This window comes from Hydrogenophaga sp. T2 (assembly GCF_049843535.1).
GTDB lineage: Bacteria > Pseudomonadota > Gammaproteobacteria > Burkholderiales > Burkholderiaceae_C > Hydrogenophaga > Hydrogenophaga crocea.
Genome location: NZ_JBBHZJ010000002.1, coordinates 1 through 13,272, shown reverse-complemented (window position 1 = coordinate 13,272; position 13,272 = coordinate 1). Strand labels below are relative to the sequence as shown.

Sequence of the window (13,272 nt, the reverse complement as noted above, 5' to 3'; positions counted from 1 at the left end):
CATCAAACGGGCACGTCGCCCTCGATCGTGGTGCGGTAGAGCCGCCGGCGCAGGTGCTCGGGGCAGCCCGCGGCCAGGTGCAGCACCGAGCGGTTGTCCCAGAACACCAGGTCGCCGTCGCGCCATTGGTGGCGGTACACGAAGCGTTCCTGGGTGCTGTGCGCGTACAGGCGCTGCAACAGGGCCTCGCTTTCGCTGTCGGGCAGGCCCACCACGCGCGTGGTGAAGTGCTCGCTGACGAACAGCGCGGGCCGCCGCGATTCGGGGTGCGTGCGAACGATGGGGTGCACCGCGGGCGGCACGGCCGCCACCTGCTCGGCCGACAGGTCGGGCCGCCAGGGGCTTCGCGCCTGCAAGGCCTTGTATTGCTTGAGGTAGCTGTGCTCGGCGCGCCGGCCCAGCACCTGCTCGCGGAGGTCGGCGGGCAGCGCCTCGAAGGCGCGGTGCTGGTTGGCGAACAGCGTGTCGCCGCCTTCCGCGGGCAGCTCCTGCGCGTGCAGGAACGAGCCCAGGCTGGGCCGCTCCTTGTAGGACAGGTCGGAATGCCAGAACACGCCCGCGTCGCCCAGGCCGATGGGGCGGCCGTTCTCCTTGATGTTGGAGACGATCAGCACCTCGGGCTGCTCGGGCAGGGCGAACTGGTGCAGCACGTGCCGCTGCAGCGGGCCCCAGCGCGCGCTGAAGGCCACCTGCTGCGCGGGCGTGATGCGCTGATCGCGGAACACCAGCACGTGGTGATCAAGGTGGGCCCGGTGCAGCCGCGCGAACGCGGCGTCGGACAGGGGCTGCGCGAGATCAAGGCCCACCACCTCGGCGCCCAGCGCGGGGCTCAGGGGGCGGACATCGAAGGCCTCGGACTCGGGGGGAAGCTCGACAAGAAACATGCGCCGAGTGTTGGGCCACCGGGGGCGCTGGCCAACGACCGTTCTTGCGCTTGCTTGTGCAGAAAGCGAATAAGGGCCGTCGGCGGGGCGTTAAGCCCGCCCGCCCGCGGGCGCCAGCGGGTGCGGGTCGGGCGCGGGGCGGAACCGCGCCCCGGCGTGGCGCGCGGGCAGCCGATCGCCTTCGCCGAACAGCCGCTGGCGCAGCGTGCCCTCGGGGTGGGCGGTCTTGTAGAGACCGCGGTCCTGCAGCTCGGGGATCACCAGGTCGATGAAGTCCTCGTAGCTCTCGGGCACCACGGTGCGGCTCAGGTTGAAACCGTCGACGCCGGTTTCGGTGATCCACGACTGCAGTTCGTCGGCGACCTGTTGCGCATCGCCCACGATGGCCGGGTAGCGGCCGCCCAGTTCGAACAGGTCGAGCAGCTTGCGCCGGGTCCAGCCGTGCTGCTGCGCGGTCTTCGAGGCCGATTCGATGGCGTTGCCGGGCGAGTAGTCCACCGGCGCATCCAGGTCGTACCGCCCGAAGTCGACGCCGGTGCTGGCCGCGAAGTGCGCCAGGCCCGCTTCGCGGCTGGCGTACTGGCGGTAGTCGGCGTACTTCTCCCGGGCCTCGGCCTGGGTGCGTCCGGGCACGACGGCCGCGCCGACGAAGACCTTGACATCGTCTGGCCGGCGGCCCGCCTGCACCAGCTGCTCGCGCAGCGCGGCGACGGACTTGCGCGCGGCCTCCTTGTTGGGCGGCGAGATGAACACGCATTCGGCGTGCCGCGCGGCGAAGCGCTGGCCCCGGCCCGAACTGCCGGCCTGGAACAGCACCGGCGTGCGCTGCGGCGAGGGCTCGGCCAGGTGGTAGCCCTCCACGTGGTAGTGGCGGCCGTGGTGCACGATCTTGCGCACGCGCTCGGGGTCGACGAACACGCGCGCCTGCTTGTCGCGCCGCGCCGCGCCGTCGTCCCAGCCCCCTTCCCACAGCTTGTAGAGCACCTCCAGGTATTCGTCGGCACGGTCGTAGCGCTCGTCGTGCGGCAGTTGCTGCGACAGGCCCATGGCGCGCGCCGCGCTGTCCAGGTAGCCGGTGACGATGTTCCAGCCGATGCGGCCCTGCGTCAGGTGGTCGAGCGTGGAGAAGCGGCGGGCGAGCAGGTAGGGCTGCTCGTAGGTGAGGTTCACCGTCACGCCAAAGCCCAGGTGCCGGGTGACCGCCGCCATGGCCGAGACGAGCATCAGCGGGTCGTTCACCGGCAACTGAATGGACTCGCGCAGCGTTGTGTCCACGTTGTCCTGGTAGACGTCGTAGACGCCCACGATGTCGGCGATGAACAGGCCGTCGAACAGGCCGCGCTCGAGCGTCTTGGCCAGATCGGTCCAGTAGGCGAGCGTGTGGTACTCGGCCGAGCGGTCGCGCGGATGCGTCCACAGGCCGTGGTTGATGTGGCCCACGCAGTTCATGTTGAACGCGTTGAGCAGGATGTGTTTCTTCGGGGACGGCATGGGGGCGGGGCGGGGGACAAAAAGCCGCGGTGTCGCGAAACGCGGTGGCGGTGCTCGCAGCGGTGCGCGACGCTGCCGGCACCCCGAATGCTGGGGATGCGGCGGCGTAGCGCGAAGCGCCCAGTTCGGGTTTGGATATGCAGAAATCTTCGTTGGGCCGGCGGGGAGCGCCACCTAGATTCGCGGCCTTTCCAACACCGCTTTCGTGGCACGTTCTTCCATGCAAACCAAACTCCTTTCCCGGATCGCCCTGATCGGTTGGACCCTGGCGGCGCTGGCCCACCCGGCCGCGGCGCAGGTCGCCGGGGGCACGCTCACGTCGATCATTCAACCGGAGCCGGTGGTCTTGACGTCGGCGTTGAACACCGCCGCACCCACCGGCTTCTTCAGCGCCAACGTGTTCGATGGCCTGATCGAGTACGACAACGACTTCAAGCTCAAGCCCGCGCTCGCAACGCGCTGGGATGTGTCGGCCGACGGCAAGACCATCACGCTGAAGCTGCGTGAAGGCGTGAAATGGCACGACGGCAAGCCGTTCACCTCGGCGGACGTGAAATGGACCGTCGAGAACGTGTGGCAGAAGATCCACGCGCGCAACCAGATCCTGTATCAGAAGATCACGGCCGTGGAAACGCCGGACGCGCACACCGTTGTCCTGCGCTTTTCCGAGCCGTCGCTGGCCATCCTGAGCTCGCTTAACAGCAATGGTGCCCAGGTGCTGCCCAAGCACCTCTACGAGGGCACCGACGTGCTCACGAACCCCTACAACAACAAGCCGGTGGGCACCGGGGCGTTTGTGTTCAAGGAGTGGAGCAAGGGCAACTACATCACCGTCGAGCGCAATCCGGACTATTGGGACAAGGGCAAGCCCTATCTCGATCGCATCATCTTCAAGGTGATCCCCGACGCGGGTGCGCGCGCTGCGGCCCTGGAAAGCGGTGAGGTCCAGTACGGGCCTTTCTCGCCGGTGCCGCTGCGCGACGCCGAGCGCCTGGGCAAGCTGCCCAACCTGAAGATCGAGCGCCGCGGCTACGCGTGGCTGTCGCCCTGGCTGTTCGCCGACCTCAACATCGACAAGCCGCATTTCAAGGACGTCCGGGTGCGCCAGGCGATTGCGCACGCGATCGACCGCAACACCATCAGCAAGGTGGTCTGGTACGGCTTCGGCAAGCCCGCCATCAGCCCGGTGAGCTCGACTTTGACGGCCTTTCACAACCCGGCGGTGCCGCAGTACGCGCACGACCCGAAGAAGGCCGAGGCCCTGCTCGACGCCGCCGGCCTCAAGCGGGGCAGCGACGGCGTGCGGCTGCGCATCGACATCGACTATCTGCCCTACGGCGACGACTACAAGCGCACCGCCGAGTACTTCAAGCAGGCGCTCAAGCGCGTGGGCATTGAGGCCAACGTGCGCTCGCAGGACACCGCCACCTACACCAAGCGCGTGTACGGTGACCGCGACTTCGACATTTCGATCGTCTGGTTCGCGGGCTTCGCCGATCCCTCGGTCGGCGTGACCCGCGCCTACTGGCCGGACCTGATCGGCAAGAGCATTCCCTGGACCAACGCCTCGGGCTACCGCGATCCCGCCGCCCGCAAGCTGATCGAGCAGGCACAAAGCTCGGGCGATCCGGCCGAACGCGTTCGCCTCTTCAAGGAACTGCAGGCCAAGGTGCAGACCGAGCTGCCCTCGATTCCCCTGATCGAGATCGAATTCTTCACCGTGCACGCCGCCAACCTCAAGGGCGCCGTGGCCAGCGTGGACCAGAGCTACGGCACGCTCAAGAACGCCTGGTTCGACAAACAGCCATGAGGGCGTTCCCGCGGCACTTGGCCCGCCTGGCGGGCACGGTGCTGGGCCTGGCGGTCCTCAACTTCTTTCTGCTGAGGCTGGCACCGGGTGACGTGGCCCAGGTGATCGCCAGCGAGGCCGGCTCGGCCTCGCCGGCGTACATCGCGGCGCTGCGCGAGCAGTTCGGGCTTGATCAGCCCCTGCTCCACCAGTTCGGTGCCTACCTGCTGAACCTGGCACAACTCAACCTGGGGCATTCGTTTCGGCACGGCCTGCCGGTGCTGGACCTGATCGCCCAGCGCCTGCCCGCCACCTTGCTGCTCATGGGGGCCGCGATCGGTTTTGCACTGGTGTCGGGCGTGGTGCTCGGTGTGCTGGCGGCCCACCGGGCTGGCCGCTGGCCGGACGCCCTCATATCCGGATTGGCGCTGCTTTTCTTTGCCACGCCCCTGTTCTGGATCGGGCTCATGCTGATCGTGGTCTTCTCGGTCGTGCTCGGGTGGTTTCCCGTGGGCGGCATGGTGAGCCTGGGCGAGCAGCACACCGGTTGGGCCCACGTGCTGGACGTGGCGCACCACCTGGTGTTGCCCGCCGTGACGCTGGGGCTGTTCTACATGGCCGTGTATGTGCGCCTGACGCGCGCCAGCCTGATCGACGTGCGGCGGCAGGACTTCGTTCGCACGGCCGTGGCCAAAGGCGCGGGCCCGACGCGGGTGCTGTTGAACCACGTGCTGCGCAACGCGCTGCTGCCCGTGCTGACCGTGCTGGGCGTGCAGATCGGCTCGGTCGTGGGCGGCGCGGTGCTGGTGGAAACCGTGTTCTCTTGGCCGGGCCTCGGGCGCCTGGCCTTCGAGTCGCTGGCCCAGCGCGACTTCAACCTGCTGCTGGGCATTCTGTTGTGCAGTTCGGTGGTGGTCATCGCCACCAACGCGCTGGTCGATTTTCTCTACACCCGGCTGGATCCGCGGATCCGGACACGTTCATGAGTTCCTTGCAAGCGCTTGTTCATCGCTCTCCCCCCACCTGGCGCGTGCGGTCGCCCTCGGCCCTGGCGGGCGCCGTGCTGCTCGCCCTGATCACACTGATGGCGCTCAGCGCCGGCGCCTTGTTTCCTGGCGATCCGCTCGACATGGTGGGCACGCCTTTTCTGCGGCCGTTCACCGATGCGGCGCATCCGCTGGGCACCGACATGCTGGGCCGCGATCTGGCGGCTGGCATCTTTCACGGTGCGCGGGCGTCGCTGGTCGTGGCCCTGGTGGCCACCGCGATCGCGGTGGCGCTCGGGGTGCTCGGCGGCGTGATCGGCGGCTACCACGGCGGCTGGATCGACGCCGTGCTGATGCGGCTCACCGAGTTCTTCCAGACCGTGCCCTCGTTCCTTTTCGCGCTGGCGATCGTGGCGGTGCTTCAACCCACGCTGACCCACATCGCCCTGGCCATCGGCATCACGTCCTGGCCTGGCCTGGCGCGCCTGGTTCGGGCGGAGGTGCTCAAGCTCCGGCACAGCGAAATGGTGCAGGCGGCCGTGGCGCTGGGCGCCAGCGATGCCCGGATCGTGTTCCGCGAGATCCTGCCGAACGTGCTCACGCCCGTCCTGGTGAGCAGCTCGCTGATGGTGGCCACCGCGATCCTGACCGAATCCAGCCTGGCCTTCCTGGGCCTGGGCGATCCGAACGTGGCGAGCTGGGGCAACCTGGTGGGTGCCGGCCGCGAGGTATTGCGCACCGATTGGTACGTGGCGACGGTGCCGGGCATTGCGATCGTGCTGACCGTGCTCGGACTGAACCTGCTGGGCGATGGGCTGGGCGACTTGCTCGACCCCCGCGCCCAGCGCTGAGGAGGGGCACACCATGGGGCACCTGCTCGAGGTCCGGGACCTCCATGTGTCGTTCGGCGATCAGCGCGCGGTCGACGGGCTCTCCCTGACGATCGACGCCGGCGAAACGCTGGCGCTGGTCGGCGAATCGGGGTGCGGCAAGTCCACCACCGCGCTGTCGCTGCTGCGTTTGCTGCCGCCCTCGGCCCGCTTGAGCGGCGAGGTGTGGCTGGATGGCCAGAACCTGCTGGCGTTGCCGGAGCCCGCGCTGCAGCGGGTTCGCGGCGGCGCGGCCGCCATGGTCTTTCAGGAGCCGATGACCTCGCTCAACCCGGTTCTCACCGTGGGGGAGCAGCTGGTCGAAGCGATACGGCTCCACCAACCGCTGTCGCGCAAGGCCGCCACCGCGCGCGCCGAAGCGCTGCTGGCGCTGGTCCGGCTGCCCGAGCCGCGTCGGCGCATGCGCGACCATCCCCACCAGCTCAGCGGCGGGCAGCGCCAGCGCGTCATGATCGCCATGGCCGTGGCCGGGCAGCCCAAGCTGCTGATCGCGGACGAACCCACCACCGCGCTGGATGTGACCATCCAGGCCGAGATCCTGGCGCTGCTGGGTGACCTGCAGCGCGAGTTCCACATGGGGATGCTGCTGATCACCCACGACCTGGGGCTGGTGGCGCAATGGGCCGACCGCGTCGCCGTGATGTTCGCTGGTCGTGCGGTGGAGCAGGCGCCGGTCCGGCAGCTGTTTCGCCACCCGCAGCACGACTACACCCGGGGCCTGATGGGGGCCTCGCTGCAGATCGATCAGGTGCTGTCCGGGCGCACCCACACCCTGCCCGAGATCCGGCACGGCGTGGACGCCGATGGCCAGCCGGTCTTCAGCCTGCGCGAGGCCACGGCGCGGCCCTGGAAGCCGCGCAACGCGCCAGCCGCCGGGCCGCTGCTGTCGGTGCAAGACCTGCACACGGTGCACGACAGCCGGGAAGGGCCGGTGCACGCGGTGCGCGGGGTGTCCTTCGACATCCACGCGGGCGAAACCCTGGGCCTGGTCGGCGAGTCGGGTTGCGGCAAGTCGACCTTGTCCAAAACCCTGGTGCGCCTGCTCGAGCCCACCGCGGGCCGCATCCTGCTGGACAACGAGGACATCGCCCACCTGGACCGCGCCGCGTTGCGGCCCAGACGCCGGCGCATCCAGATGGTCTTCCAGGACCCGTACGCATCGCTCAATCCGCGCCACACGGTGCAGCAGATCCTCGAGTCGGCGCTGGTCATCCACGGCGAGCACCACGCGCACCGCCGCATCCAGCGGGTGCTCACCATCCTCGATCAGGTCGGGCTGCCCCGCGCCGCGCTGCAGCGCCATCCGCACCAGTTCTCGGGCGGGCAGCGCCAGCGCATCGCCATCGCGCGGGCCCTGGTGCTCGAGCCCGCCCTGGTGGTCTGCGACGAGCCGGTGTCGGCGCTGGATGTGTCGGTGCAGGCCCAGATCCTGAACCTGCTGGTCGATCTGCAAAGCGAGCTCGGCCTCGCCTACCTGCTTATTTCCCACGACCTGTCGGTGGTGCGCTTTCTGGCCGACCGCGTGCTGGTGATGCAGGCCGGTCAGATCGTGGAGTCGGGCGACCGGCACCGCATCTGGAGCGCGCCCCAGCACCCCTACACCCGCACCTTGTTGGCGGCCGTGCCGTCGATGGCGGTGCCCGACGAGGCGATGGCCGCCTGAACCCACCGGAACCCCCCCCCATGGCACGCGTCAAGAACATCCTCCCCGACGAACTTCCGTCCGACCTTCGATCCATCTACACCCAGTACGCGCGCGACTACGGTCCGTTCGCCAACCAGGTGGCGGTGATCGCCCACGTGCCCGCGGCGCTGCGACACCTCATGCCGATGCTGATGGAGTTGCGCGCGGCGGCCACGCTGCCCAAGCGCTACCTCGAGTTGGCCATCGTCACGGTCTCGAAGCTCAACGCCTGCCACTACTGCGTCGGGCACCACAAGCCGTTCCTGATCGTCGAGGGCCTGAGCGCGGACGGTGTCGACCGGCTGCCCGCGTTTGCCGACCACCCCGAACTGGACGAGGTGGACAAGCTGGTGGTGGCCTATGCGGTGGAGGCCTGGGAGCGTCCCCAGCGGGTGCCCGAGCGGCTCTTCGTGGCGCTGCGGGCGGTCTTCAGCGAGGCGCAGATCGTCGAGCTCACGCTGAGGATCACCCTCTGCGGGTTCTTCAACCGGTTCAGCGAGGCGCTGCAAATCGACGAGGAGGTGGCCCATGAACTCACCGCGTGACTGGCCCGCGTTCGTGCCCGCCCGGCAAGCGGCCACGCCGGCGAGCGACCCGGCCTCGCTGCGGCAACGGGCCCTGGATGTGCTGCCCGCGATCGGCGAGGGCTCGGCCCGGCGGGAACGCGAGCGGCAACTGCCCTTTCTGCAGATTCGCCAGCTGGCCGAGGCCGGCCTGCTCACCTGGCGGGTGCCGCGCGAGCATGGGGGCCCCGGCGCGTCCGTTGCCGAGGTCATCCGGTTCGTGATCGACCTGGCGTCGGTGGATTCGAACATCGCCCAGGCGCTGCGGCCGGCCTTCGGTTTCGTGGAAACGCTGCGCCTGAGCCCCGCGGCCGACGAACATGCGCGCTGGTACCCGCGCGTGCTCGCGGGCGATCTGGTGGGCAACGCGGGCTGGGAGCGCGGCGGTCCCAACGGGGAGGTCAAGGCCACCCTTCGCCGGTCGGGCGACCACTGGATTGCCAACGGCACCAAGTACTACAGCACGGGCGCGCTGTACGCCGACTGGGTGTCGACCTTCGCCCTCGACGAGGCGGGTGTCGAGGTGGCGTTCGTGGTGCCGCGCGATCGCGAGGGGCTCGACCTGGTGGACGATTTCGATGCCATGGGGCAGCGCCTGACGGCCAGTGGCACGACCCGCTACAGCGACGTGCGGGTGGAGGACGGCGAGCGCCGGCACCTGCCGATGCACCGCGACCGCCGCTCGCCGATTCCCCCGTTCTACCAGCTCTACCTCGCGGCGATCGAAGCGGGCATTGCGCACAACGCGCTCCAGGACGGCACGCGGTTCGTGCAGCACCATGCGCGTCCGATCCGGCACAGCTCGGCGGCCCGTTCGGTCGACGACCCCTACGTGCAATGGACCATCGGCGAGATCGCGGCGCAGGCCTACACAGCCGATGCGGTGGTGATGGCGGCGGCGCGCAGCATCGACGAGGCCTGGGCCGATGGGCTGTCCGCCGAGCGCCTTACCCAGGCCTCGATCGATGTGGCGCAGGCCCAGGTTGGCGCCATCGCGGCCGCGCTGAAGGCGGGCGAACTGGTGTTCGACCTCGGGAGCGCGTCGGCCACGTCGCGCGAGCACAACCTGGACCGGCATTGGCGCAACGCGCGCACCGTGGCCAACCACAACCCGCGCCACTGGAAGGGGGCGGTGGTGGGCGCGCACCAGCTGACCGGCGCCGAACCGCCCACCTCGGGCCTGTTCTGAGGCGCGCGCCTTCGCGTCTTCGCGTTGGCGATTTTGTTTATGCGAATCGCTTCCTTGTGACGGCGCGGCGGTTGAAGGACGCTACCGATCTCCACTTCTTTCCATCGGACGTCTCATGACCCTCAACCGCAGAACCCTCATGAAGGCATCGGCCGCGGCCGGCTCCGCCTGGATGCTGCCACCCCTGGCCCGCGCGGCCGATCCGCTCAAGGAGCTGCGCCTGGACTACGCCTACTACTCGCCGTCGAGCCTGGTGCTGCGCCGCTTTGGCTGGCTGGAGGAGGACTTCAAGAAAGACGGGGTGGCGGTCAAGTGGGTCTTCAGCGCGGGCAGCAACCGCGCACTCGAGTACCTCAACGGCAACAGCATCGACATCGGGTCGTCCGCCGGTCTCGCGGCCCTGCTGGCCAAAGCCAACGGCAACCCGATCACCGCGCCCTACATCTTCTCGCGCCCGGAATGGACCGCCCTGGTCGTTCCCAAGGACTCGCCGATCAAGACCCTGGCCGACCTCAAGGGCAAGAAGATCGCCGCGACCAAGGGCACCGACCCCTACCTCTTCTTGCTGCGTGCCTTGCAGACCGTGGGCCTGAAGCGGACCGACATCGAGCACGTGGCCCTGCAGCACGCCGATGGACGGGCCGCACTCGAGCAAGGCCGCGTCGATGCCTGGGCGGGCCTGGACCCCATCATGGCGTCGGCCGAACTCGACAGCGGGGCGCGCCTGCTCTACCGCAATGTCGCGTTCAACACCTACGGCTTTCTCAACGTCCGCGAGGACTTCCTGGCCACGCGACCGAACGAAACCCGGCGCGTCATTGCCGGCTATGAGCGCGCACGCAAGTGGATCCTGGCCAACACCACCGAGGCCGCGCGCATCGTGTCCGAAGAGGCCAAGGTGAGCCTCCAGGTGGCCTTGTTGCAGCTGAAGCTGCGCACCGACCTGAGCCGGCCCCAGCCGTCCCAGGAGCACATCAAGGCGCTGCAGGCGGCAGCCCCCATCCTGCGCGAAGAGGCGCTGGTGCGCCCCGGCACCGACCTGTCGCAGGCCATCAACGGCCTGGTGAACACCCGGTTCGCGCAAGGCCTCACGGCGGCCGCCCAGGGCTGAGACCGGCATGTCGGCAACGCCGCCATCCCTCGCACGCCCCAATCGGCTGGACCCGCTCGACGATTGGTCGGCGGGCCAGCCGGTCGTCCCGCCAAAGCCGATCGCCTGGCGCCGCTGGCTCGGGCTGATTCCACCGGTCCTGCTGCTGGCGCTGGGTGAACTCGCTGTGCGCGCCGGCTGGGTCAGCCCGAACCTGCTGCCCGCGCCCAGCGACGTGGCGCGAACCTTGGTCGAGTTCGGGGCCGAGGGGCTGACCCGCCATGTGCTGGCCAGCAGCGGTCGGGTGGGGCTGGGCTTTGCCCTGGGCGCCGGGCTGGGGCTCGTCGCGGGGGCGGCGGTCGGGCTGTCCCGGCACGTCGAGGCCTTGATCGACCCGAGTTTTCAGGCCCTGCGCGCCATTCCTTCGCTGGCCTGGGTGCCGCTGTTGCTGCTGTGGCTGGGCATCGACGAGGCCTCCAAGGTGACGCTCATCGCCATCGGCGCTTTCTTTCCGGTGTACATGGGCGTCTCGAGCGGCTTTCGCGACGTCGACCGCAAGCTGGTCGAGGTCGGGCAGATCGCGGGCCTGCGCCCGGTGGCGCTGGTTCGGCGGGTGCTCTTTCCGGCCGCCTTGCCGCCCGTGATGACCGGCCTCAGAAACGGCCTCAGCCTGGCCTGGATGTTCATGGTGGCGGCCGAGCTGATCGCCGCGACCAAGGGGCTGGGCTACCTGCTGACCGACGGCCGCGAGACCGGCCGCGCCGACATCGTGCTGGCCGCGATCGTGCTGCTGGCGGTGCTGGGGCAGATCAGCGACACCGGCATGCGGTGGCTCGAGACGCGCCTGCTGCGCTGGCGCGACACCCTCGACAGCCGCCACTGAACCCCTTTGACCTGAGCCTTCGCATGACGACCGTTCTCGACGCCAGCATCCGATCGAAACATTTCGGCGACAAGCACGTGCTCGCCCCAATCCACCTGGCCCTGGAGGCCGGCGAGGTCGTGAGCCTGGTGGGGGCCAGCGGCTGCGGCAAAAGCACCTTGCTGCGCATCCTGGCCGGCCTGGAGCGCGACTACCAGGGCGAGATCGTGCTGGACGGTCAGCGCGTCACGGGCCTGCGCCAGGAGGTGGGCTTCATCTTCCAGGAGCCCCGGCTGTTCCCCTGGTTGACGGTGGCGCACAACGTGTCCTTCGGCATCGAACATCCCACGCCCGCGGCGCGCGAACGCGCCTTGGGCCTGTTGCAAGAGGTGGGTCTGAGTGGCCTGGAGGACGCCTTGCCCAAGCAGCTCTCGGGGGGCCAGGCGCAGCGCGTGGCCATTGCGCGCGGCCTGTTCCGGCGCCCGCGCGTGCTGCTGCTCGACGAACCCTTCTCGGCGGTGGACGCGTTCACCCGCATGAAGCTGCAGGAACTGCTGATCCAGGTGGCCCGGCTGCACGGCATCACCTTGCTGCTGGTCACGCACGACATCGACGAGGCGGTCTTCCTGAGCGATCGGGTGCTGGTGCTCGAGGCCAACCCCGGCACCTTGCGCGAAACGATCGGGGTCGGGGTGGACCGGCCGCGCGATCGCGCCGACCCGTCGCTCTCGGCGGTGCGCGCCCAGGTGTTTGGGGCCTTGCAGCGCGCCCACGCCCTCTGATCGGATGCGGGGCGCCGGCCTCGGCGGCCCGGCGTCTCAGGCCTCGGCCAGGGCTTCGGCGCTGGTGGTCGCCAGCGCCAGCGCGTCCTCGATCACCGCGCGGGTGAGGCTGGGCGCGAAGTTTTCGATGAAGGCGAATGCGTAGCCGCGCAGCAGGCTGCCGCGGCGCACCGCGAGCCGGGTCACGTTGATCTCGAACAAGTGGCGCGCATCGATCGCCTGCAAGGGGCGGTCGCGCTCGGGATCGACCGCGATCGAGGCCACGATGCCCACCCCCATGCCCAGCTCCACATAGGTCTTGATCACGTCGGCGTCCATGGCGGTGATGACCACGTCGGGCCGCAGGCCCGCGCGCGCGAACGCGTCGTCGATGTGCGAGCGGCCGGTGTAGCCGCGGTCGTAGGTGATGATGGGGAAGGCGGCCAGCCGCTCCAGGCTCGGCGGCCCGTCCTGCAGCAGCGGGTGGTCGTGCGGCACCACGATGCTGTGCGTCCAGCGGTAGCAGGGCAGGGTCACGAGTTGCGGGTAGCCCGCGAGCGCCTCGGTGGCGATGCCGATGTCGGCCTCGCCGCCGAGCAGCATCTCGGCCACCTGCTTGGGCGAGCCCTGGTGCAGGTTAAGCGTGACCTGGGGGTAGTGCTGGCGGAAGTCCCTCACCGCGTGCGGCAGCGCGTAACGCGCCTGCGAGTGCGTGGCCGCGATCGAGAGCGTGCCCTCGGCGCGGTCGACGAACTCGCGCCCCACCACCCGCAGGTTGTCGGCCTCTTGCAGCAGCCGCTCCACGATGGGCATGAGCACCCGGCCCGGCTCGGTCAGGCCGGTGAGCCGTTTGCCGGCGCGCGCGAAGATGGTGATGCCGAGCTCGTCCTCGAGCTCGCGGATCTGCCGGCTCACGCCCGGCTGTGAGGTGTAGAGCATGGCGGCCACCTCGGTGAGGTTGAAGCCGCAACGCACCGCCTCGCGAACCGAACGCAGTTGCTGGAAATTCATGGGGGCTTCCGGGGGAGCACAGTTGGGTCGGGCGGCGGCCGCCCGGCCCAGCTGCGCGGTGTCGCCCGAGGG

Annotated in this window: 12 protein-coding genes; 9 read left to right on the top strand and 3 right to left on the bottom strand. The window is 69.4% G+C overall.

Translation table 11 applies throughout. From position 1 onward, the window contains the following. Nucleotides 1–2 precede the first annotated feature (2 nt). Both WDZ95_RS03640 and WDZ95_RS03635 read right to left on the bottom strand, forming a co-directional pair. Nucleotides 3–884 (bottom strand): TauD/TfdA dioxygenase family protein, encoded by an 882-nt coding sequence (locus WDZ95_RS03640; RefSeq protein ID WP_287470130.1) that lies wholly within the window; start codon nt 882–884, stop codon nt 3–5. Between the two features lie 90 nt (nt 885–974). Further along, entirely contained in the window at nt 975–2,375 is a 1,401-nt protein-coding gene (locus WDZ95_RS03635) for an LLM class flavin-dependent oxidoreductase (RefSeq protein ID WP_425776283.1), read from the bottom strand. Between the two features lie 220 nt (nt 2,376–2,595). Here WDZ95_RS03635 and WDZ95_RS03630 point away from each other — a divergent pair, with 220 nt between their 5' ends. The 9 genes from WDZ95_RS03630 to WDZ95_RS03590 all read left to right on the top strand — a co-directional run bounded on the left by WDZ95_RS03630 (nt 2,596) and on the right by WDZ95_RS03590 (nt 12,210). Further along, on the top strand, nt 2,596–4,185 hold the full coding sequence (locus WDZ95_RS03630; RefSeq protein WP_425776281.1) for an ABC transporter substrate-binding protein: 1,590 nt from the start codon (nt 2,596–2,598) through the stop codon (nt 4,183–4,185). After that, nucleotides 4,182–5,150 carry an ABC transporter permease gene (locus WDZ95_RS03625; protein ID WP_425776279.1) on the top strand — a complete coding sequence of 323 codons (969 nt, stop codon included), beginning with the start codon at nt 4,182–4,184 and terminating at the stop codon, nt 5,148–5,150. Before WDZ95_RS03630 ends, WDZ95_RS03625 begins: the two co-directional genes overlap by 4 nt. Continuing rightward, nucleotides 5,147–6,001 carry an ABC transporter permease gene (locus WDZ95_RS03620; protein ID WP_425776277.1) on the top strand — a complete coding sequence of 285 codons (855 nt, stop codon included), beginning with the start codon at nt 5,147–5,149 and terminating at the stop codon, nt 5,999–6,001. Before WDZ95_RS03625 ends, WDZ95_RS03620 begins: the two co-directional genes overlap by 4 nt. A gap of 13 nt (nt 6,002–6,014) precedes the next feature. Further along, nucleotides 6,015–7,703, top strand: coding sequence for an ABC transporter ATP-binding protein (locus tag WDZ95_RS03615; RefSeq protein ID WP_425776275.1), 1,689 nt, complete (start codon nt 6,015–6,017; stop codon nt 7,701–7,703). Between the two features lie 20 nt (nt 7,704–7,723). Beyond that, complete coding sequence (locus tag WDZ95_RS03610) at nt 7,724–8,269, top strand: carboxymuconolactone decarboxylase family protein (protein ID WP_287470121.1); 546 nt, start codon at nt 7,724–7,726, stop codon at nt 8,267–8,269. Continuing rightward, entirely contained in the window at nt 8,253–9,476 is a 1,224-nt protein-coding gene (locus WDZ95_RS03605; RefSeq protein WP_425776273.1) for an acyl-CoA dehydrogenase family protein, read from the top strand. Before WDZ95_RS03610 ends, WDZ95_RS03605 begins: the two co-directional genes overlap by 17 nt. A 115-nt stretch (nt 9,477–9,591) precedes the next feature. Next, nucleotides 9,592–10,587 carry an aliphatic sulfonate ABC transporter substrate-binding protein gene (locus WDZ95_RS03600; RefSeq protein ID WP_287470118.1) on the top strand — a complete coding sequence of 332 codons (996 nt, stop codon included), beginning with the start codon at nt 9,592–9,594 and terminating at the stop codon, nt 10,585–10,587. A gap of 7 nt (nt 10,588–10,594) precedes the next feature. Beyond that, nucleotides 10,595–11,449 carry an ABC transporter permease gene (locus WDZ95_RS03595; protein WP_425776270.1) on the top strand — a complete coding sequence of 285 codons (855 nt, stop codon included), beginning with the start codon at nt 10,595–10,597 and terminating at the stop codon, nt 11,447–11,449. Nucleotides 11,450–11,472: 23 nt separating this feature from the next. Then, complete coding sequence (locus tag WDZ95_RS03590) at nt 11,473–12,210, top strand: ABC transporter ATP-binding protein (RefSeq protein ID WP_425776268.1); 738 nt, start codon at nt 11,473–11,475, stop codon at nt 12,208–12,210. A 36-nt stretch (nt 12,211–12,246) separates the two neighbouring features. Here the strand turns inward: WDZ95_RS03590 and WDZ95_RS03585 are convergent, their stop codons facing one another. After that, complete coding sequence (locus WDZ95_RS03585; protein WP_425776266.1) at nt 12,247–13,200, bottom strand: CysB family HTH-type transcriptional regulator; 954 nt, start codon at nt 13,198–13,200, stop codon at nt 12,247–12,249. Nucleotides 13,201–13,272 lie beyond the last annotated feature (72 nt).

Bases quoted from the DNA above. Each gene is read 5' to 3' on its own strand.
- WDZ95_RS03585 (WP_425776266.1), bottom strand. From the start codon at position 13,200: ATGAATTTCCAGCAACTGCGTTCGGTTCGCGAGGCGGTGCGTTGCGGC.
- WDZ95_RS03605 (WP_425776273.1), top strand. From the start codon at position 8,253: ATGAACTCACCGCGTGACTGGCCCGCGTTCGTGCCCGCCCGGCAAGCG.
- WDZ95_RS03595 (WP_425776270.1), top strand. From the start codon at position 10,595: ATGTCGGCAACGCCGCCATCCCTCGCACGCCCCAATCGGCTGGACCCG.
- WDZ95_RS03610 (WP_287470121.1), top strand. From the start codon at position 7,724: ATGGCACGCGTCAAGAACATCCTCCCCGACGAACTTCCGTCCGACCTT.
- WDZ95_RS03640 (WP_287470130.1), bottom strand. From the start codon at position 884: ATGTTTCTTGTCGAGCTTCCCCCCGAGTCCGAGGCCTTCGATGTCCGC.
- WDZ95_RS03620 (WP_425776277.1), top strand. From the start codon at position 5,147: ATGAGTTCCTTGCAAGCGCTTGTTCATCGCTCTCCCCCCACCTGGCGC.
- WDZ95_RS03630 (WP_425776281.1), top strand. From the start codon at position 2,596: ATGCAAACCAAACTCCTTTCCCGGATCGCCCTGATCGGTTGGACCCTG.
- WDZ95_RS03600 (WP_287470118.1), top strand. From the start codon at position 9,592: ATGACCCTCAACCGCAGAACCCTCATGAAGGCATCGGCCGCGGCCGGC.
- WDZ95_RS03625 (WP_425776279.1), top strand. From the start codon at position 4,182: ATGAGGGCGTTCCCGCGGCACTTGGCCCGCCTGGCGGGCACGGTGCTG.
- WDZ95_RS03615 (WP_425776275.1), top strand. From the start codon at position 6,015: ATGGGGCACCTGCTCGAGGTCCGGGACCTCCATGTGTCGTTCGGCGAT.
- WDZ95_RS03635 (WP_425776283.1), bottom strand. From the start codon at position 2,375: ATGCCGTCCCCGAAGAAACACATCCTGCTCAACGCGTTCAACATGAAC.
- WDZ95_RS03590 (WP_425776268.1), top strand. From the start codon at position 11,473: ATGACGACCGTTCTCGACGCCAGCATCCGATCGAAACATTTCGGCGAC.